Below are 19,753 nucleotides of genomic sequence, written 5' to 3'. Positions count from 1 at the left end.
CCGAGAACCGAGGTAATGGCGAATGACTATCAGATGAGCGGTCTTTTGTCGGTTTTGCGCTGAATATTCAGCGTTTGAGAATGCTTCGCGCCCCATCGGACATTGCGGGCCATGGGGCGCGAGGTGGGTCAGAATTGCGCGGGCGTCATCCCATAGAGGCTGGCGCTGCCGGCCCGAATGCAGGCCTCGAGGGCCAGGCTGCGTGGCAGGATGCGTTGGAAGTAGAAGTCGGCGCAGGCCAGCTTGGCGCCGTAGAAGGACGGGTCTTCATCGGCCTTGGCCTGCGCCACGGCGGCCATGCGCGCCCACATGTAGGCATAGGCGGTCAAACCGAAAAGGTGCAGGTATTCCACCGCCACGGCACTGACGAGGTTGGCCTGGGCAGGGGCCTGTTGTTGCAGCCACTGGCTGGTAGCTTCAAGGCGTGCCAGGGCTTCCTGCAGGGCGTCGCGGTGCAGGGGAGCGGTCACGGCGAAGGCGCGCACTTCGTGGATGAAACTGGCCAGGGCCTGGCCACCATCGGCGAGCACCTTGCGTCCCAGCAGGTCCAGGGCCTGGATACCGTTGGTGCCTTCATAGATCTGGGCGATGCGCACGTCACGCACACGCTGCTCCTGGCCCCACTCGCGGATGTAACCGTGGCCACCATAGACCTGCTGCCCGAGCACGCAGCTTTCCAGGCCGTTGTCGGTAAAGAATGCCTTGGCCACTGGCGTGAGCAACGCCACGAGGCGCTGGGCTTGCTCGCGTTCATTGGTGTCCTCCGCGTAGCGCGACAGGTCCAGTTGCTGGCCGACGTAGGCGGCGAAAGCCCGGCCACCTTCGGTGAGGGTGCGCATGGTCAACAGCATGCGCCGAACGTCACCATGATGGATGATCGGGTCGGCAGCCTTGTCCTGTGCTTGCGGGCCACTGGCGGCGCGGCTTTGCAGACGCTCGTTGGCGTATCGGGCGGCGCTTTGGTAGGACGCTTCGGCGCAGCCGATACCCTGGATGCCAATCGATAGCCGTTCGTAGTTCATCATGGTGAACATGGCGGCCAGGCCCTTGTTTGGCTCACCGACCAGGTAACCAGTGGCACCATCGAAGTTCATCACGCAGGTGGCTGAGGCCTTGATACCCATCTTGTGCTCGATCGAACCACAGTGCACGGCGTTGCGTACCCCCAGGCGACCGTCTGCCTCGACCATGAACTTGGGTACCAGGAACAGCGAGATACCCCTGGCGCCAGCAGGGGCATCCGGCAGTTTGGCCAGTACCAGATGAATGATGTTCTCGGTCAGGTCCTGTTCGCCACCGGTGATGAAGATCTTGCTGCCGCTGATCTGATAGCTGCCATCGGCTTGGGGCTCGGCGCGGGTGCGGATCATTCCCAGGTCGGTGCCGGCGTGGGGTTCGGTCAAGCACATGGTGCCGGCCCAGCGGCCTTCGTACAGGGGCGGGAGGTAAGTCGCCTTGAGCGCTTCGCTGGCGTGGGCATCGAGTGCCAGGCAACTGCCGGCGCTCAATGCCGAATACAAGCTGAAGCTGCAATCGGCGGCGTAGAGCATCTCTTCGAACAGCACGCCAAGCATTTTCGGCATGCCCATGCCGCCGTACTCAGGGTTGCCGCCCAGGCCCACCCAGCCGCCTTCGCGGTAGGTTTGCCAGGCTTGACGGAAGCCTTGCGCAGTGGTGACCAGGCCGGCATCGAATTGCACGCCTTGCTCGTCGCCGTTGCGGCTGAGCGGGGCGATCAATTGGCCGGCGACCTTGGCCGCTTCTTCGAGGATGGCATTGGCGGTGTCGGCGTCGACCCGTTCGGCCAGGGCCGGCAGGCGCGCCCATAGGGCGGGGCCGTCGAACAGCTCATGGAGGACGAAGCGCATGTCGCGCAAGGGGGCATTGTAGTCAGTCATGGCAGCGCTCTTGAAGAAGTCGGATGGCAGTAGGGCAGGTCACAGTCCTTTGGCCCGGTCACGCAAGACGTATTTCTGGATCTTGCCGGTCGATGTCTTTGGCAGTTCACCGAACACCACGGTCTTGGGCACCTTGAACCCGGCCAGGTGCTCGCGGCACCAGCTGGTGATCTCGCTTTCACGGGTGGCCTCGTGTCCTGGCTTGAGTGCCACGAAGGCGCACGGTGTTTCTCCCCATTTCTCGTCCGGGCGGGCTACCACGGCGGCCTCCAGTACGGCAGGGTGCTTGTACAGGGTGTCTTCCACTTCAATGGTGGAGATGTTCTCGCCACCTGAAATGATGATGTCCTTGAGTCGGTCTTTGATTTCGACGTAGCCGTCGGCATGCCACACAGCCAGGTCACCGGTGTGGAACCAGCCGCCTCGGAAGGCCTCGGCAGTGGCTTCGGGGTTTTTCAGATAGCCCTTCATCACCGTATTGCCGCGCATGAAGATCTCGCCCAGGGTAGTCCCGTCGTGAGGTACGGGCTGCAGGGTCTGTGGGTCGGCGACCATCAGGCCGTCCAGTGTCGGATAGCGCACACCCTGGCGCGACTTGATCCGCGCCCGCTCGGCCAGTGGCTGTTCATCCCACTCGGCGTGCCAGGCACAGACGGTGACGGGGCCATAGACTTCGGTCAGGCCGTACACATGCGTGACCTTAATGCCCATTTCTTCCACCGCGCCGATCACCTTGGCCGGCGGGGCGGCTCCTGCGACCATGGCGTTCACGGGGTGTTCGATAGCCGCCTTGGCGGTCTCTGGCATGTTCACCAGGGCATTGAGCACGATCGGCGCACCGCACAGGTGGCTAACCCGATGCTCGCGGATCAGGGTTAGGATGCGCTGGGGATCGACCCGGCGCAGGAACACATGGGTACCAGCCAGGGCAGTGATGGTCCAGGGGTAGCACCAGCCGTTGCAATGGAACATCGGCAGGGTCCACAGGTACACCGGATGGTGGCCCATGGCCCAGGTCATCTGGTTGCCCAAGGCATTGAGGTAGGCTCCGCGGTGATGGTAAACCACGCCCTTGGGGTTGCCGGTGGTGCCCGAGGTGTAATTGAGGGAGATGGCCTGCCATTCGTCAGCGGGCCATTCCCAGTCGAACGCCGGATCACCTTCGGCCAGAAAGGCTTCATAGTCCAGTTCGCTGACTGGCTGGCCCTCGCCGTATTCGGGGTCGTCCACGTCCACGACCAGTGGAGGGTGTTCGAGCAGGGCGAGGGCGGCGCTGATCACACCATGGAACTCGCGGTCGGTGATCAGCACCTTGGCTTCGCCATGCTGCAACATGAAGGCGATCGCTTCGGCATCCAGGCGCACATTGAGGGTATTGAGCACGGCGCCAACCATAGGTATGCCGAAGTGCGCTTCGAGCATGGCCGGGATGTTCGGCAGCATCACCGCCACGGTGTCGCCAGGGCCGATGCCGCGCCCGGCCAAAGCGCTGGCCAGGCGGCGGCAGCGTTGGTAGGTTTCGCGCCAGTCACGGCGGATGGCGCCATGGATCACCGCCGGGTAACTGCCGTAGACGGCAGCGGTGCGTTCGATGAAGCTCAAGGGGGTGAGGGCGACGTGGTTGACAGCAGCGGGCATCAGGCCCTGAGAGAAGATCGACATGCGGTTTTCCTGTAGGGGAGACAGGCGCAGGTTGTGCGCATGACCCCGGTGGCTGATTGTTAGCTCTGATCAGGGAACGGGAAGGCGCGCAATGGGCCGCCTTCCTCTGTCGCTGTTTTACGCGAATTGCTATGGTATCTGGAATATCGACCATAGCAATATAGTATAAATACTATACGAGTGAGCTTTGTAACGTGGACACACACCCCTCACCCTTGCTCGCCCTAGATCCACAACCGAGCCTGATTCTGGCGGCCGATGCCCAGCCCCTCGCCGTAAACCCGGCTCTCCAGGCGTTGCTTGACGAGGGCCTTGCACTGACCGGCTGGCTGCCGTCTAACGCTGGGGCGCTGGTGCGTGCATGTCTGCATCAGCACCGGGCAATTGCCGACGTGGAGGTGCAGGTCGGTGAGCGCATCCTGTTATGGACTTTCATCCCTGACGATCGGCGCCAACAGGTGCTGGCCCGCTGCCGCGATGCGAGCGACGAACGTATGGGGGCTCGGGAAGCCGCCCAGGCGCGACGCCTTTACCGCTTGATCATCGAAAACACCACTGACCTGATCTCACGTCACAGCCCCGATGGCCGTTTCCTCGACGCCTCGCCCGCCGCCTATCGACTGGTGGGCGTATGGCCTGAGCACCTGCGTGGCACGGCGGTTCGCGCGCTGTTGCACCCCCGTGAGCGCCGTCAGGTATTGCAGCAGGCCGCGGAGGCCCTGGATCAGGACGGCTATCACACCATGACCTGCCGCGTGCGCCACGCGTCGGGCAACTACCGCTGGTTCGAGATCGCCGCCCGCGCGATACGTGAAACCTACACCGGTGCGGTGGTGGAGATCGTTTGTGTCTCTCGGGACATCACGTTGCGTATCGAGGCCCAGGAGAGCCTGGCTCATGGTGCGCGGCTGGCCACCCTGGGCGAGCTGGCCTCGGGCATCGCCCATGAAATCAACCAGCCATTGGCGGCGGTGGTCAATTACGCCAACGCCAGCCAGCGCTACTTGCAGGGCCTGGACCACGACCCGCAGGCGCGTGAGCGGGTTGGCCAGGGATTGCTGCGTATCACCGAGCAGGCTACCCACGCGGCCGAAGTGATCCGCCGTTTGCGGGCGTTCCTGCGCAAGGGGCCAAGGCGCCTGCAGGCCATTGAAGTGGCCGACGTGGCGGGCGAAGCCATTCGCCTGTGTGCTTGGGAGGCTGCCCGCGAGCAGGTCAGCATCGAACTGCGTGTGAGCGCGCAGTTGCCTGCGGTCTATGCCGACCGGGTGTTGCTGGAGCAGGTGCTGCTCAACCTGTTGCGCAATGCCATCGATGCCAACCGCGAGCAGCACGGCGAGCGACCGTCGCGTATCCTGCTGGGCGCGGTGCGCGAGGGCGACAGTGTGCTGGTCGAAGTGAAGGACCAAGGGCCAGGCGTAGCGCCTGAACGCCTGGAGGATATCTTCATACCGTTCACTACCAGCAAGGCGGACGGTCTGGGGCTTGGGTTGAGCATGAGCCGCAGCCTGATCGAGGGCTTTGGCGGCAACTTGTGGGCACGATTGGGTGAGCAGGGCGGGTTGGTGATGTGCTGTCGGCTGGCCGTGAGCCGGGGATAACGGGAGGCAGAAGGGTGCAAGCGAAAGTGTATGTGGTCGATGACGACAAGGGCATGCTCGACTCGACGGTATGGCTCTTGGAGTCGGTGGGGTTGCAGGCGTTGCCGTTCGCCAGCGGACCAGCGTTTCTGGAGGCATGCGTGGACGATGGGCCGGCCTGCGTATTGCTCGATGTACGCATGCCGGGAGTTGGCGGTATGGCGGTGCAGCAGGCACTGCGTGAGCGGGGATTGGAGATTCCGGTGATCTTCGTCAGCGGCCATGCCGATGTGCCCATCGTGGTGCGGGCATTCAAGGCCGGCGCCTGTGACTTCATCGAGAAGCCTTACAACGACCAGTTGCTGTTGGACAGTGTCCAGGCCGCGCTGGAGCGTGCCGGGCGAGCGCGGCGTGGCGAGCTGGCGCAGGTGCAGGCGCGGATCGATGCCCTGACACCGCGTGAGCGCGATGTATTCGTGCCTCTGGCCCAAGGCCTGAGCAACCGCGAGGTGGCCGAGCGGCTGGGGGTGAGTGTCAAGACCGTCGATCTTTATCGCGCACGGGTGATGAAGCGATTGCAGGCGCAAAGTCTGGCAGAGCTGGTGGGAATGGCGATTGCCTGCGGCGTGGTGGAAGCACTGGGGTTGGGAGTGGTAAGCAAGGCTTGAATCACCTACGTGTTTACATCCGCTGTTTGAGCGGCCTTTCGCGATGCAAGGCCGCTCGAACCAAGGCGGACCATTCATCTCTATTTACATAGCCACCTAATCAAAGCTTTGACATTAACTGCCTAGGCAGTAATATTTTTACACATCTAATCGAGCAGACCCCGATGTCCCATTTCAACCCGGAAAATTTCCATACCTGTGCCATCGGCATGCTCCTGGGCCGGGCGGCGATCCTCAAGGACCGCATTCTGGACTGGCACCTTGAGTCCGAGGGCGTGACCGCTGCTCAGTTCAAGGTGCTGATCATCGTCACCCAGTACCAGGTGGATACGCCGGCCGAATTGTGCCGCTACCTGGGACTGGACAGTGGTTCGATGACCCGCATGCTCGACCGCCTCGAGCAAAAGGGCTTGGTCCTGCGCAACCGCTGCGAGGACGACCGGCGCCAGGTCCGCCTGGCGCTGACTGCCGATGGCCAGCGCCTGGCCGATCGCCTGCCCGAGATCGGCGCCCTGGCGATGAACGAGCTGGTCGGTGTGTTGCAGCCTGAGGAACTCAAGACCCTCGAAAGCCTGCTGGCCAAGGTTCTGCTCGGTTCTGGCGACCCCCTGACGATCCGCCGCTTCGGCGATCGTTGATCCCTGTCAAGCATTCTCCAAGGTACTGTCATGGCTACTCCCGCAGACGCCTCTCATCCCTCCGCCACCCCCGAACCTTCGCGCAAGCGCAAGGTCTGGCTGCTCGGCCTGCTTCTGCTGCTGGTCCTCGGTGGCCTCGGCGCCTGGGCTTGGTACAGCCTGGTCGGGCGTTGGCACGAAAGCACCGACGACGCCTACGTCAACGGCAACGTGGTGGAAATCACCCCACTGGTGACCGGCACGGTGACCAGCATTGGTGCTGACGATGGTGACCTGGTCCACGCGGGCCAGGTGCTGTTGCAGTTCGACCCGGCCGACAGCGAGGTTGCGCTGCAGTCCGCCGAAGCCAAGCTGGCCCGCACCGTGCGCCAGGTCCGAGGCCTGTACAGCAATGTCGATGCCCTCAAGGCCCAGTTGCAGACCCGCCAGGCCGAGCTGCAGAAGGCCCAGGACAACTACAACCGACGCAAGGTGCTTGCCGACAGCGGGGCCATCGCGGCTGAGGAAATCTCCCACGCTCGTGACGACCTGAGCGTGGCCCAGAGCGCCCTGAACAGCGCCCGCCAGCAGCTCAACACCAGCGCGGCGCTTATCGACGACACTGTGGTGTCTTCGCACCCTGAGGTGATGGCTGCCGCCGCCGATCTGCGCCAGGCCTATCTCGACCATGCCCGTACCACCTTGGTGGCCCCAGTGACCGGTTATGTCGCCAAGCGCACCGTGCAGTTGGGACAGCGCCTGCAACCGGGCACTGCGACCATGGCAGTCATTCCCTTGGACGAGGTCTGGATCGACGCCAACTTCAAAGAAACCCAACTGCGCGAGATGCGCATCGGCCAACCTGTGCAGATCACTGCAGACCTTTACGGCAGCCAGGTCACCTTCAGCGGTACGGTCGACAGCCTTGGCGCCGGCACCGGCAGTGCCTTTGCCCTGTTGCCTGCGCAGAACGCCACCGGCAACTGGATCAAGATCGTGCAGCGTGTCCCGGTGCGTATCCAACTGAACCCCGAGCAGCTCAAGGACCACCCGCTGCGTATCGGCCTGTCCACGGTGGTCGAGGTGGACTTGCACGACCAGAGTGGCCCGGCGCTGGCCCAGCAGCCACCGCAGCAGGCCAGTTACACCACGCAGGTTTACGATCGCCAGTTGGTCGAGGCTGACAAGCTGATCGCCCGGTTGATTCACGAAAACAGCGCGACTGGCAAGACGGCCCAGCGATGAGCAACCAAGCCCCTGCGCAGTTCACGCCGCCGAGCCTGCTGCTGACCACCATCGGCCTGTCGCTGGCTACCTTCATGCAGGTGCTCGACACCACCATCGCCAACGTGGCCTTGCCGACCATCTCCGGTAACCTGGGTGTCAGCTATGAGCAGGGCACCTGGGTGATCACCTCGTTCGCGGTGAGCAACGCCATTGCGTTGCCGCTGACCGGCTGGCTGAGCCGCCGCTTCGGTGAGGTGAAACTGTTCATCTGGGCCACCTTGCTGTTCGTGCTGGCCTCTTTTCTTTGCGGTATTGCGCAGTCGATGCCCGAGTTGGTGGGCTTTCGGGTATTGCAGGGTGTGGTGGCCGGGCCCCTGTACCCGATGACCCAGACACTGCTGATCGCGGTGTATCCGCCGGCCAAGCGGGGCATGGCGCTGGCGTTGCTGGCAATGGTCACGGTGGTGGCGCCGATCGCCGGGCCGATTCTGGGCGGCTGGATCACCGACAGCTACAGCTGGCCGTGGATCTTCTTCATCAACGTGCCCATCGGTTTGTTCGCCGCAGCCGTGGTGCGTCAGCAGATGCGCACCCGCCCGGTGGTCACCAGTCGCCAGCCGATGGACTACATCGGCTTGCTGACGCTGATCGTTGGCGTCGGTGCCCTGCAGGTAGTGCTGGACAAAGGTAACGACCTGGACTGGTTCGAGTCGTCGTTCATCATCGTCGGCAGCCTGATTTCGCTGGTGTTCCTGGCGATTTTCGTGATCTGGGAGCTCACGGATCGACACCCTGTGGTCAACCTGCGGCTGTTCGCTCACCGCAACTTTCGTATCGGCACGCTGGTGCTGGTCGGGGGCTACGCCGCATTCTTCGGCATCAACCTGATTCTGCCGCAGTGGTTGCAGACCCAGATGGGCTATACCGCCACGTGGGCAGGCCTGGCGGTGGCGCCGATCGGCCTGCTGCCGGTGGTGCTGTCGCCGTTCGTGGGCAAGTATGCGCACCGCTTCGACCTCCGGGTACTGGCCGGGCTGGCGTTCCTGGCCATCGGCACCAGTTGTTACCTGCGCGCAGGCTTCACCAGCGACGTTGATTTCCAGCACGTAGCCTTGGTGCAACTGTTCATGGGCATCGGTGTGGCGCTGTTCTTCATGCCAACCCTGAGCATCCTGCTGTCGGACCTGCCGCCGCAGCAGATCGCCGATGGTTCTGGCCTGGCGACCTTCCTACGCACCTTGGGTGGCAGCTTTGCCGCCTCGTTGACGACCTGGATCTGGATTCGCCGCGCCGACCAGCACCACGCCTATCTCAGCGAGCACATCAGCGCCTACGACCCGACGACGCGGCACACCCTGGAGCAATTGGGCGGCGCCACCCCACAGCATTACGCGCAACTGGAACAGATGCTCAACGGACAGGCGTACATGATGTCGACGGTGGACTACTTCACCTTGATGACCTGGGTGTTCGCCGGCCTGATCCTGCTGGTATGGCTGGCCAAGCCACCCTTCACCGCCAAGGCCGGACCGGCGTCGGCAGGGCACTGAGTCGCGCCACAGGCGGGCGGAGCCGTCTCGTCCGCCTGATGGTCAGTGGATGCTCGATGCCAGCTCGAAGATCGGCATGTACATGAGGATCACGATCAGGCCGATCAACAGCCCGATGAAGGTCATCAACAACGGTTCGAACAGACGAACGAACCACTCCACCCAACGTCCGATTTCCTGGTCGTGGAAGTCCGCGCAGCGCTCCAGCATTTCGCCAAGGTTGCCTGACTGCTCACCCGCCCGAAGCAGCCGCAACGAAACGGGCGTCACCAGTTGGCCCGCTTCCAGCGCATCGGACAGTGGCAACCCTTCACCCACCCGTTTGCTGGCTTGCTCCAGCCCCTGGCCCGCGGCACTGCCCAGCAGGCCGCGGGCCATACCCATGGCGGTGAGGATGGGAATACCGCCCTGCAACAATATGCCCAGCGAGCGATAGAACCGAGCCAGCTCGTACATCATCAGGCGCTGATGCAGGGCCGGAGCACGTCGCAGTTGGCGGGATGCCCAACGCCGCAGCGCCGGACGCCGGCGCAGTACGACCAGTGCGCTTATGCTCACCAAGGCCGACAGGCCCAACGGCAGTTGTTGGGCGTGCAGGAACAGACCGATCTGCATCAGTACCCGTGACAACCAGGGCAGTTCGGTGCCCATGCCTTCGAACACAAGGCTAAAGCGGGGGACCACGTAGCCCAGCAGAAACAGCACCACACCCCCACCCACCAGCAGTAACAGCAAGGGGTAGATCGAGGCGCCCACCAGCTTCTGCCGAACCATGTCCAGGCGCTGGCGATAGCTGATGTAGCGGGTCAGCGCATCTCCCAGGGCGCCGGTGCGCTCGCTGGACTGCACCAGCGCCACATACAGGTTTGGGAAGACCCGCGGTTGTTGTCCCAGGGCCTGGGACAGCGAGCGGCCCTCGTAGAGCTGGCTTACCAACGCCGCCAGCACCTTGCGGGTCGCGGCGGCAGGAGCCTTTTCCGCCAGGCTTTCCAGGGCGTCGATCAAGGGGAGGCCGGCATTGAGCAAGGTTGAAAGCTCCTGGCTGAACAGCACCAGGTCGAAGGTTGCCTCGCGGCGCCAGGTCAGGCCGCCGAGCCAGTGCCCTTGGCCACGCACACTGACCACCTTCAGGCCTTGCTCTTCGGCCTTGCGCCGCGCCTGCTCGATATCCTCTGCGTCGATCTGCAACTGCACCAGGCCCCGGCTACCCAAGGCTTTGAGGCTGTAGCGCATGGCCGTTCTCCTTACTGCCAACTGGTGATTTCGGCATTCTCCCCATCGCCGCCGGGCTGGCCGTCCTTGCCCATCGAGAGCAGGTCGTACTCGCCGCCGTTCTCACCCGGTTGGCGGTAAATATAAGGCCGGCCCCAGGGGTCCTGTGGCACCGCTTTCTGCAGGTAAGGCCCGGACCAGCGTGCCTCGCCGTTGGGGGCTGCCACCAGCGCCTGCAATCCTTGCTCACTGTTGGGGTAATGCCCCACTTCCAGGCGATAGAGGTCCAGCGCCTTGCTCAGCCCCTCGATCTGTGCCCGCGCCACCTTGGCCTCGGAGCGGCCGAGCTGGCTGAAGTATTTGGGCGCGACGATCCCGGCCAACAGGCCAAGCACCACCAACACCACCAGAAGCTCAAGCAGGGTGAAACCACGTTGGGTATTGATTCTGCGCTGCATGGTGAAGCCCTCCGCTGCATGTGGACATGCTTTTTCAAGCCTTATGCAACTGCCGTGCACGTCTGCCTCGGGGCCTTGCGGCATGCGGGATGGCAAGCGGCACGGTGCTTGCGTCGTAGCTCGAAAGCTCAGGTTTTCTGGGGCATATCCCCCAAAACGGGGGCAGCGAACGGGAGGTGACCGAGATGCGAGTTATCATTCTGGGATTGATCTGGCTGGTGGCAGGTGCGGCCCAGGCCGACGTGTACATCAGCATTGATGCCAAAGGCGGCTATGTCCTGACCAACGTCCATCGGCCAGGCAGCCACTACCAGCGGGTGATCAGCGAAACGGTCGCCCAGGCCGGTCCTGCCGATGCGCAGAGGGTGACCGGAAGGCCATACGCCGATGTTGTCGCGGCGGCGGCGCGAACCCATGATGTACCCCAGGCGTTGCTGCATGCCTTGATCAAGGCCGAGTCCGGCTATAACCCCAAGGCCCGTTCGGCGGCCGGGGCAGTCGGGCTGATGCAATTGATGCCGGACACCGCCCGGGAGATGGGCGTGGAGAACGCGCTGGATCCTGAAGACAACGTGCAGGGCGGGGCACGCTACCTCAAGCGAATGCTGAAGCTGTTCGATAACGATATCACCCTGGCCGTGGCTGCCTACAACGCTGGACCCGATGCGGTGCTGCGACGTGGACGGGCGGTTCCGCCGTTCGCCGAAACCCGCCGATATGTCCCCAACGTATTGCGTGAATACCGTAAATTGCAGGGGTTGGCCGAAGATTCCCCTTTGTAGTACCGCACTGCTGCACGCGGCTCTAGAACGTATAAACCGCAGCGTTCCGACCAATCGGCGTCATGATTCCCCAACTCTGGGCTATAACCTTCAAAGGTGACCCGCCTTGGAGTCCGGCATGGACAGCGCCCCGCATTCGAACAGCCTCGACGTGCCCACAGCTGGCGAGGCCGCTCCACAGCGCAAGCCATTCAATTTGTTGAGTTGGTATGCCTGGGTCAGCCTGGCGATCATTCTGTCCATCGGCGTTGGGCTGGGCCTGATTTCAAGCCGCTTCATCATCGATGAAAGCGTCGAGCGCGACGCATTGCTCACGGCCCAGTTCATCACCGCCATTGCCGATGCCGAAGTGCGCCATGTGTCCATCCCCAATGTGCGCACCATGGGCGAGTTGATCGACCCTCGCACCGACCAGGAAGCCTTGCCTGACGTGGACCCGGACGCGCGGCGCAGGGCTCGGGGTGAGTTTCTCGACCATATCGCCCACCTGCCGGACATGCTGCTTGCCAACATCTATGCACCTGACCGCACGGTGATCTGGTCCAGCAACCCTGCGCTGGTGGGCAAGCTGATCGAAGGCGACGAAGACCTGGACCGCGCCTTCGAGTACAAGATGCGGGTGTCGGCGAGCTATCACGACTTCGAGCAGGCGCGGGCCGAGCAAAAGTTCGTGACCCCGCCTCAGCAGTTGTTCATCGAGAACTACATTCCGCTGTTCGATGCTGGGGGCGAGCAGGTCACGGCGATGGTGGAGATCTACAAGGAGCCCCACGACCTGATCGTGCGCATCGAGCACGGCCTGTTGCTGATCTGGCTGGCGATCGCCGTCGGTGCAGGCCTGGTCTACATCGGCCTGTACGGCATCATGCGGCGTGCCTCGCGGGTGATGGCGGTACAGCAGAAGCGGCTGATCAACAGCGAGACCTACGTCGCCCTGGGCGAGGTGTCCTCGGCGGTGGCCCACAGCTTGCGCAACCCGCTGGCCAGCATTCGCTCCAGTGCAGAGCTGGCCCAGGCATTCGACGACGGCCCCGCACAGAAAAACATCAACGACATCATCAGCCAGGTCGACCGCATGTCGCAGTGGATCCGCCAGTTGTTGCAATCGTTGCGGCCGCTGAACGACGACGCGGTGCCGGTGGACCTGTCCCAGGCGCTTCAGGAAAGCCTGCAGACATTCGCGGCGGCGCTCGCGCGGTCAGGGGTCAGCCTGGAAGTGCGACCATTACCCGCCGTTCAGGTGCTGGGTCAGCCAGCGTTGCTTGCGCAGATATTCAACAGCCTGATCGCCAATGCCCTGGAGTCGATGGAGCAGGGTGGGCAACTCAAGGTCGAGGTGGTACGCCACGATCGCACCAACCTGACTTTGCGTCTTTCCGATACCGGCAAGGGCATGAGCGAGCAGCAGCAGCGATTGGCGTTTCGACCCTTTTTCACCACCAAGCAAGGTGGCTTGGGGGTGGGCCTCATGTTGGTAAAGCGCATCATGGAGCGTTTTGGAGGCTCGGTAAGGTTGAGCAGCCGCGCGGGCCATGGCACCCGGGTCTCGTTGAGCTTCCGATTGGCGAGAACGTGATGTCCTGAATTACATGTTGACCTTAAGTATCTGATTTAAAACGTTTTCTACGAATTGGGTGGAAAACACCCGATGTCGGGGAATTATTCTCGAATCTGTATAATAAAAGTGCCATAAGTCATTGAATTGTAAATATAAAATATAATCTAAATAGCCTGGCCAACTTTTTGCAGCGTCATGATCACGACAAATGGCGGCTGTTGCCGCTCTGGCGAAGTGCTATCAATTTGCTACGTACGGTAGCAACCCCTTGAGGCCTTCCTGAATGGACTTGCTGAGCGGGAACCAAGCGATGCAGACGCTGGAAAACGAAGTTCCGGGCACGACGCGTGGCCTTACCAGTGGCCCAGCTGTGCCGTTGCGCGAATTCAATCTGCTGCGCTGGTTTTCGATCATCAGCCTGCTGATCATCGCCGCGGTGGCGGGGGGCTTGGGGTATTTGTCGACCCGGTTCGTGGTGCGCGACAGCGTCGAGCGCGATGCCATGCTGACCGCCCAATTCATCCAGTCCATGGCCCAGGCTGAGGTACGCCATTCGCAGTTGCCCCCAGGTGTCACGATGGGCGAATTGCTTGACCCACGACGGGATGAGCAGCATCTGCAATTCGCCCCGGCGCTGGCCGAGTCTACCCGCGTCGAGTTCCTCGATCATGTCGAGCACCTCCCGGACACCTTGCTGGCCAACGTCTATGCTCGCGACAGGTCCATCCTGTGGTCCACCAACCGAGAATTGATCGGCGTGCGCATCGAGGCCGATGGCGACCTCGATCGTGCGTTCCGCTCACGAAAGGCTGTGTCGGCCAGCTATCACAAGGCCCACGAAGACCGTGAAGAACAGAAGTTTCTGCGTGAGCCCGAGTACCTGTTCATCGAGAACTACATCCCCTTGTTCGACAGCCAGGGGGAGCAGGTGCTTTCTATGGTTGAGATCTACAAGGAACCCAAGGACCTGATCCGTCGCATACAGCGCGGCTACGTACTGATCTGGGCGTCGACCTTGGTCGGCGGCGCGCTGATTTACTTCGGCCTGTTCTGGATCGTACGTCGGGCAGCGTCCATGCTTCGTCAGCAGCAGGACCGCCTGGTGGCCAGTGAAACCTATGTGGCGCTTGGCGAGATGTCCTCGGCGGTGGCCCACAGTTTGCGCAACCCGCTGGCCAACATCCGTTCCAGTGCGGAGTTGGCGCAGGAAATCGCCAATCCCGTGGCGCAGAAGAACATCGTCGACATCATCGGTCAGGTTGACCGTATGTCCCGTTGGGTGCGCGATCTACTGGTATCGCTACGCCCGGCCAGCGATGAAGCCGAGGCGGTGGATCTGGTCGCTGCCATCGAGGATACCCGGCTGGCATTCACGCAGCAGATCGAGCGCAACGGTGTGCAGTTCAGCTTCGAGGGGCCATCGGTGCAGTGGGTCGCCAGCCAGCCGCTGCAGCTTACCCAGATTCTCAACAGTTTGTTCGCCAACGCCTTGGAAGCGATGCCTAACGGCGGCGAGCTGCGCGCCGAGGTAAGTGTGCAGGACGGGCAGCGCGCTCAGCTGCTGCTCAGCGACACCGGCAAGGGCATGACCCGGCAGCAGGAGCGGATGGTGTTCAAGCCTTTCTTCACCACCAAGCAAGGCGGGCTGGGTGTTGGCCTGGCCTTGGTCAAACGCATCATGGAACGTTTTGGCGGCTCGGTCAGCTTGAGCAGTCGTGAAGAGGAAGGAACCCGCGTCAGCCTTACTTTCAATATCGCAGCGGGAGGAGACCATGGAGCACAGCATCCTGGTAGTCGAGGATGATGAAGTCCTCGCCGATAACATTCGCACGTACCTGGGCATCAAAGGCTTCGAGGTGACGGTGTGCCACAGTGCCGAACTGGCACTGGAGCAGATCAAGCGCGTCCAGCCCGATGCGGTGCTCACCGACAATTCGCTACCCGGCATGAACGGTCATGACCTGTTACGCACCCTCGTCGGACAGGCGCCCGACCTCAAGGTGATCATGATGACCGGCTACGGCAATGTCGAAGACGCCGTGCTGGCGATGAAGGAGGGGGCCTTCCATTACCTGACCAAGCCGGTGGTGCTGGCAGAACTCAAGTTGACTTTGGACAAGGCGCTGGCAGCGGACCGCATGGAGCGCACACTGTCGTTCTATCAGGAGCGGGAAGCGCAGAAGTCCGGCCTGCAGGCGTTGATCGGCGAGTCGCCGGCGATGCTCACGCTCAAGCACACCCTGCATCAGGTGCTCGATGCCGAGCGCCGCATGGCCAGTGACGATCTGCCGCCGGTGCTGATCGAAGGGGAGACCGGCACTGGTAAGGAGCTGGTGGCCCGTGCCCTGCATTTCGACGGCTCACGCAGCAAGGGGCCGTTCATCGAGTTCAACTGCGCCTCGATTCCGGCCAACCTGCTGGAAGCCGAGTTGTTCGGTCACGAGAAAGGTGCCTTTACCGATGCCAAGGAGCGCCGCGTAGGCCTGGTCGAGGCAGCGGACGGCGGCACGCTGTTTCTGGATGAAATCGGTGAAATGGACCTGGTCCTGCAAGCCAAGCTGCTCAAGCTGTTGGAAGATCGCTGCATTCGGCGGATCGGCGCGGTCAAGGAGCGCAAGGTCGACCTGCGGGTGATCAGTGCCACCAACTGCAACCTGGAGCAAATGGTTCAACAGGGCAAATTCCGTCGCGACCTGTTCTTCCGCTTGCGCATCATTGCCTTGAAGGTGCCACGTCTGTATGCCCGCGGGCAGGACATCCTGCTGCTTGCCCGGCACTTCCTGGCCCATCACGGGCGTCGCTATGGCAAGCCCAACCTGCGTTTCTCGGCCGAGGCCGAGTCGCTGATGCTGGGTTACAGCTGGCCTGGAAATGTGCGTGAACTGCGTAACATGCTGGAACAGACGGTCTTGCTGGCACCTAATGAAGTGGTGCAGGCACACCAGCTGAACCTGTGCATGACCTTGATCGACGAGCCTTTGGCTCATCCTGCGCCTGCGTCGTTCGAGGCACCACGCTTCGAGCCTGACCCGGGTACCAGTCTGCCGGACATGGAGCGGGATCTGGTATGCCGTACGCTGGATCGCACCGACTGGAATGTCACCAAGTCGGCGCGGATGCTCGGTCTGTCACGCGACATGCTGCGCTACCGGATCGAGAAGCTTGGGTTGACCCGGCCTGACAAGCGACAGTGGTGAAGTGGGGGGGCGTTGGCCGCCCCCTTGAGGGTCACACCACCAACGACAGCAACATGATGAAGATGATGCCGACTATCGACAGGATGGTCTCCATCATGCTCCAGGTCTTGAAAGTTTCGGCCACGGTCATGTTGAAGTACTGCTTCACCAGCCAGAAACCGGCGTCGTTGACATGCGAGAGGATCAGCGAGCCGGCACCGGTGGCCAATACCAGCAGTTCACGGTTCACGCCCGGCACCAGGTCGATCACCGGGGCCACGATGCCTGCGCCAGTGATGGTGGCCACCGTCGCCGAACCGGTGGCGATACGAATCACTGCGGCGACCAGCCAGGCCAGCAGGATCGGCGAAATCTCAGCCTGTACGGCCATTTGCCCGATCACGTTACCCACACCAGTATCGACCAGCATCTGTTTGAAACCACCGCCGGCGCCGACGATCAGCACGATGGCCGCTGTTGGCGCCAGGCTCTGGTCGAGCATCTTCATGATCTGTTGGCGATTGAATCCCCGGGCCGAGCCGAAGGTGTAGAAGGCCAACAGCAAGGCGGCGAGCAAGGCGGTAATCGGGTGTCCGATCAGGTCCATCCATTGGCGCACGATGTGCTCGGCTGGCAGGACCACGTCGGCGAAGGTCTTGAGCAGCATCAGCACCACTGGCAACAGTACGGTGACCAGGGTGATGGTGAAGCTTGGCAGGTTGCCTTGGTCGGACTCCTTGGCGATCTGGTCCATCAGTTCTTGCGAGGGGTTGCCCGGAATGTAGCGGGCGATGAAGTTACCGAACAGTGGTCCGGCGATCACGGCGGTCGGCAAGGCAATCAGCAGGCCATAGAAGATGGTCTTGCCGATGTCTGCGTGGAAGATGCCGATGGCCAGCAGTGGTCCCGGGTGCGGCGGCACCAGGCCGTGGACCACGGAAAGACCGGCCAGCAGCGGGATGCCGATCTTGATCAGCGACACGCCTGAGCGGCGGGCCACGATGAACACCAGCGGAATCAGCAGCACGAAGCCGATCTCGAAGAACAGCGGGATGCCCACCAGGAACGCGGCGAACATCATCGCCCAATGCACGTTCTTCTTGCCGAAGGCGCGAATCAGCGTTTGTGCGATCTGGTCCGCGCCACCTGAGTCGGCCATCAGCTTGCCCAGCATGGTGCCCAGCGCCAGCACGATGCCGACGAAGCCAAGCACGCCGCCAAATCCGTCCTGGAACGACTTCATGACCTTGGCGACCGGCATGCCGGAGGTCAGGCCGAGGAAGCCGGCGGCGAGTGTGAGGGCGACGAAGGGGTGGACCTTGAAATGGGTGATCAGCAGGATCAGCCCGACAATGGTGACAAGGGCGTCGAGCAGCAGGTAGGTATCAGTTGCCAGTCCGAACATGGTTCTTATGCCTCGGTCTTATCGTTGTTTTTGGCGTAGCTTTTTGATTTTTTTAAGGTTTGTTAGCGTAAAGACAGCGCTATCTCAGGTGAGCCAGGAAAACCGCCGGGATCAGGCGGTCCGCGCCAGGCTCCGCTCACCGCAAGGCTTTAGCCATACGTCGACCTGCTCTGCGAGCGTGTCGAGCGGACGAGTCGCGTCCAGCGCGAGGGTCAGCGTCTCGCCATGGGGTGGTTCGAGCGCGGCGAACTGGCTGTCGATCAGGCTGGCAGGCATGAAGTGGCCGGGGCGTGCCAACACCCGCTTTTCCGCTTCGGCCGGACTCAGTTCGAGGAATACGAAACACAGGTTCGGCACCGCAGCGCGCAAGGTTTCGCGATAGCGGAGCTTGAGGGCGGAGCAGGTCAGGATCGGGCGTTCGCCAGACTGGAGCGTCGACTGTAGCTCCTGGCCAAGGCGAACCAGCCAGCCGGCACGGTCGTCGTCGTTCAGAGGGATGCCGGCGCTCATCTTGCTGATGTTTTCGGCAGGGTGGAAAGCGTCGCCTTCGATCAGGCGGCCTCCGCTCCTGGCGGCAATGGCGGCGCCTACGCTGCTTTTACCGCAGCCGGCGACACCCATCACCACAATGGCGGACAGGGAAGAGTTCATCAGTACCTCCTGCGGAGTGAGACAGCGCTGTCTCGTCTTCGACGACACGCCACCTCCCCGGTGTTATTGGTCTTGTCCTTACGCAGTATGGACGCTTGGCAGGCTATCAGTGCCGGGCACTACCAAAGATTACATTGCCTGCGTCCTGAGACAGCGCTACCTTATGGCCGTTCCCCCTCCTTGGCAAGTAGTAAAATTACAACATTCATGTCTCGCACAGGCTCTCGCACTACCGGTCGTCCCACGCTGGCAGAAGTCGCCCGGCTTTCCGGGGTTTCCCCCATTACCGCTTCCCGTGCCTTGCGCGGCGTCAGCACCGTTGCGCCAGAACTGGTCGAAAAAGTCATGGCTGCCGCCGCGAGCCTGGGTTACGTCGCCAACCCGGCCGCCCGCGCCTTGGCATCGGCGCGTAGCCAGTCGGTGGTGGTTCTGATTCCTTCGCTGTCCAACCAACTGTTCATCGACACCCTCGAAGCTATCCACGAGGTGATGCGTCCACGCGGTCTGGAAGTGCTGATCGGCAACTATCACTACGATATCGCCGAGGAAGAGAACCTGATTCGCAATTATCTGGCTTATCAGCCGTGTGGCATGTTGCTGACCGGGTTCGACCGTAGCGACGCGTCGCGCCAGATGCTGGCGGCCAGTGGCGTGCCATGTGTCCACATGATGGAGCTCGGCGGGGAAGCGGGGCAGTTATCGGTGGGGTTCTCCCAGCAGCAGGCTGGCCGTGCTGCCGCCCGTCACCTGATCGAGCGCGGCCGCCGCCGGTTGGCGTTCATTGCCGCGCAGCTCGACCCGCGGGTGATGCAGCGTGCCGAGGGCTTCCGCCAGGCCTTGGTGGAGTCCGGATTGCAGGCCTCGGAGCTGGAGATTCTCGCCCCGCAACCGTCGTCCATCGCCTTGGGTAGCGAACTGTTCAGCCAGTTGTTGGAGCAGGCACCGGACGTCGACGGCATATTCTTCTGCAACGACGACTTGGCCCAGGGTGCAGTGCTGCAGGCCATGCGTCAGGGCGTCGAGGTGCCAGGTCGAGTGGCCATGGTGGGGTTCAACGACTTGCCAGCCTCGGCGCACATGGTGCCGCGCTTAACCTCGATCCGTACACCACGAGCGGCCGTCGGGCGCGGCGCGGCCCAGGCATTGCTGGCATTGCTCGATGGCAAGCGGGTCACGACCGAGCAGCAGGACCTGGGGTTTGAATTGATGGTGCGCGAGAGTTCCTGAGCGAGTGCGTAATCAGGCTTGGCGCCTAATTACAAAGTGATATCAACGTGCTTGCACGCCTCCAATGCCGATCTATGCTCTG

General features: G+C 62.4%; 16 protein-coding genes. 10 read left to right on the top strand and 6 right to left on the bottom strand.

All coding sequences use genetic code 11. The features are described from left to right. Positions 1–128 precede the first annotated feature (128 nt). Together IF103_RS13205 and IF103_RS13200 are read right to left on the bottom strand one after the other, a co-directional pair. Entirely contained in the window at positions 129–1,898 is a 1,770-nt protein-coding gene (locus tag IF103_RS13205; RefSeq protein ID WP_023380839.1) for an acyl-CoA dehydrogenase C-terminal domain-containing protein, read from the bottom strand. A gap of 39 nt (positions 1,899–1,937) precedes the next feature. Further along, entirely contained in the window at positions 1,938–3,560 is a 1,623-nt protein-coding gene (locus IF103_RS13200) for an acyl-CoA synthetase (protein ID WP_202675387.1), read from the bottom strand. 194 nt (positions 3,561–3,754) lie between these two features. On the opposite strand from IF103_RS13200, the gene IF103_RS13195 reads away from it, so the two are divergent. The 5 genes from IF103_RS13195 (at position 3,755) to IF103_RS13175 (ending at position 9,202) form a co-directional block, all read left to right on the top strand. Beyond that, positions 3,755–5,161, top strand: a complete 1,407-nt coding sequence (locus IF103_RS13195; RefSeq protein ID WP_104881688.1) for a sensor histidine kinase — start codon at positions 3,755–3,757, stop codon at positions 5,159–5,161. A gap of 14 nt (positions 5,162–5,175) precedes the next feature. Beyond that, positions 5,176–5,808: a response regulator transcription factor gene (locus IF103_RS13190; protein WP_104881689.1), complete on the top strand. Its 633-nt coding sequence runs from the start codon at positions 5,176–5,178 to the stop codon at positions 5,806–5,808. A gap of 164 nt (positions 5,809–5,972) precedes the next feature. Further along, positions 5,973–6,446: a MarR family winged helix-turn-helix transcriptional regulator gene (locus IF103_RS13185; protein WP_023380833.1), complete on the top strand. Its 474-nt coding sequence runs from the start codon at positions 5,973–5,975 to the stop codon at positions 6,444–6,446. Between the two features lie 30 nt (positions 6,447–6,476). After that, positions 6,477–7,670 carry an HlyD family secretion protein gene (locus IF103_RS13180; protein WP_023380832.1) on the top strand — a complete coding sequence of 398 codons (1,194 nt, stop codon included), beginning with the start codon at positions 6,477–6,479 and terminating at the stop codon, positions 7,668–7,670. Continuing rightward, positions 7,667–9,202: a DHA2 family efflux MFS transporter permease subunit gene (locus tag IF103_RS13175; RefSeq protein WP_023380831.1), complete on the top strand. Its 1,536-nt coding sequence runs from the start codon at positions 7,667–7,669 to the stop codon at positions 9,200–9,202. The genes IF103_RS13180 and IF103_RS13175 overlap by 4 nt, the downstream gene beginning before the upstream one ends. A gap of 42 nt (positions 9,203–9,244) precedes the next feature. On the opposite strand, the gene IF103_RS13170 is transcribed toward IF103_RS13175, so the two are convergent. Next, complete coding sequence (locus tag IF103_RS13170; protein WP_202675386.1) at positions 9,245–10,435, bottom strand: type II secretion system F family protein; 1,191 nt, start codon at positions 10,433–10,435, stop codon at positions 9,245–9,247. Between the two features lie 11 nt (positions 10,436–10,446). Beyond that, the gene (gene gspG / locus IF103_RS13165) at positions 10,447–10,872 is read right to left on the bottom strand and encodes a type II secretion system major pseudopilin GspG (RefSeq protein WP_104883830.1); all 426 of its coding nucleotides are present in this window, start codon (positions 10,870–10,872) and stop codon (positions 10,447–10,449) included. Between the two features lie 185 nt (positions 10,873–11,057). Between gspG and IF103_RS13160 the strand changes: the two genes are divergently transcribed. From IF103_RS13160 to IF103_RS13145, 4 genes are all read left to right on the top strand, one after another. Beyond that, positions 11,058–11,654, top strand: coding sequence for a lytic transglycosylase domain-containing protein (locus IF103_RS13160; RefSeq protein WP_023380828.1), 597 nt, complete (start codon positions 11,058–11,060; stop codon positions 11,652–11,654). Between the two features lie 118 nt (positions 11,655–11,772). Continuing rightward, complete coding sequence (locus IF103_RS13155) at positions 11,773–13,230, top strand: sensor histidine kinase (protein WP_202675385.1); 1,458 nt, start codon at positions 11,773–11,775, stop codon at positions 13,228–13,230. Between the two features lie 292 nt (positions 13,231–13,522). Continuing rightward, on the top strand, positions 13,523–15,016 hold the full coding sequence (locus tag IF103_RS13150; protein ID WP_202675384.1) for a sensor histidine kinase: 1,494 nt from the start codon (positions 13,523–13,525) through the stop codon (positions 15,014–15,016). Then, on the top strand, positions 14,985–16,409 hold the full coding sequence (locus IF103_RS13145; RefSeq protein WP_104881691.1) for a sigma-54-dependent transcriptional regulator: 1,425 nt from the start codon (positions 14,985–14,987) through the stop codon (positions 16,407–16,409). Before IF103_RS13150 ends, IF103_RS13145 begins: the two co-directional genes overlap by 32 nt. Before the next feature lie 31 nt (positions 16,410–16,440). Here the strand turns inward: IF103_RS13145 and IF103_RS13140 are convergent, their stop codons facing one another. Next, positions 16,441–17,793 carry a GntP family permease gene (locus tag IF103_RS13140; protein WP_023380824.1) on the bottom strand — a complete coding sequence of 451 codons (1,353 nt, stop codon included), beginning with the start codon at positions 17,791–17,793 and terminating at the stop codon, positions 16,441–16,443. A 111-nt stretch (positions 17,794–17,904) separates the two neighbouring features. After that, positions 17,905–18,444: a gluconokinase gene (locus tag IF103_RS13135; protein ID WP_023380823.1), complete on the bottom strand. Its 540-nt coding sequence runs from the start codon at positions 18,442–18,444 to the stop codon at positions 17,905–17,907. Positions 18,445–18,651: 207 nt separating this feature from the next. Here IF103_RS13135 and gnuR point away from each other — a divergent pair, with 207 nt between their 5' ends. Next, entirely contained in the window at positions 18,652–19,671 is a 1,020-nt protein-coding gene (gene gnuR / locus IF103_RS13130) for a transcriptional regulator GnuR (RefSeq protein WP_023380822.1), read from the top strand. Positions 19,672–19,753 lie beyond the last annotated feature (82 nt).

The organism is Pseudomonas sp. SK2 (genome assembly GCF_016772395.1).
In the GTDB taxonomy this organism is placed as follows: Bacteria; Pseudomonadota; Gammaproteobacteria; order Pseudomonadales; family Pseudomonadaceae; genus Aquipseudomonas; species Aquipseudomonas taiwanensis.
Note: the sequence above shows the minus strand (reverse complement) of the source record. Positions and strands in the feature narration are given on the sequence as shown.

What these genes read in the sequence shown, in the direction of transcription:
- IF103_RS13185 (WP_023380833.1), top strand. Translation starts at nt 5,973, where the DNA reads ATGTCCCATTTCAACCCGGAAAATTTCCATACCTGTGCCATCGGCATG.
- gspG (WP_104883830.1), bottom strand. Translation starts at nt 10,872, where the DNA reads ATGCAGCGCAGAATCAATACCCAACGTGGTTTCACCCTGCTTGAGCTT.
- IF103_RS13155 (WP_202675385.1), top strand. Translation starts at nt 11,773, where the DNA reads ATGGACAGCGCCCCGCATTCGAACAGCCTCGACGTGCCCACAGCTGGC.
- IF103_RS13145 (WP_104881691.1), top strand. Translation starts at nt 14,985, where the DNA reads ATGGAGCACAGCATCCTGGTAGTCGAGGATGATGAAGTCCTCGCCGAT.
- IF103_RS13160 (WP_023380828.1), top strand. Translation starts at nt 11,058, where the DNA reads ATGCGAGTTATCATTCTGGGATTGATCTGGCTGGTGGCAGGTGCGGCC.
- IF103_RS13140 (WP_023380824.1), bottom strand. Translation starts at nt 17,793, where the DNA reads ATGTTCGGACTGGCAACTGATACCTACCTGCTGCTCGACGCCCTTGTC.
- IF103_RS13170 (WP_202675386.1), bottom strand. Translation starts at nt 10,435, where the DNA reads ATGCGCTACAGCCTCAAAGCCTTGGGTAGCCGGGGCCTGGTGCAGTTG.
- gnuR (WP_023380822.1), top strand. Translation starts at nt 18,652, where the DNA reads ATGTCTCGCACAGGCTCTCGCACTACCGGTCGTCCCACGCTGGCAGAA.
- IF103_RS13205 (WP_023380839.1), bottom strand. Translation starts at nt 1,898, where the DNA reads ATGACTGACTACAATGCCCCCTTGCGCGACATGCGCTTCGTCCTCCAT.
- IF103_RS13175 (WP_023380831.1), top strand. Translation starts at nt 7,667, where the DNA reads ATGAGCAACCAAGCCCCTGCGCAGTTCACGCCGCCGAGCCTGCTGCTG.
- IF103_RS13200 (WP_202675387.1), bottom strand. Translation starts at nt 3,560, where the DNA reads ATGTCGATCTTCTCTCAGGGCCTGATGCCCGCTGCTGTCAACCACGTC.
- IF103_RS13180 (WP_023380832.1), top strand. Translation starts at nt 6,477, where the DNA reads ATGGCTACTCCCGCAGACGCCTCTCATCCCTCCGCCACCCCCGAACCT.
- IF103_RS13135 (WP_023380823.1), bottom strand. Translation starts at nt 18,444, where the DNA reads ATGAACTCTTCCCTGTCCGCCATTGTGGTGATGGGTGTCGCCGGCTGC.
- IF103_RS13150 (WP_202675384.1), top strand. Translation starts at nt 13,523, where the DNA reads ATGCAGACGCTGGAAAACGAAGTTCCGGGCACGACGCGTGGCCTTACC.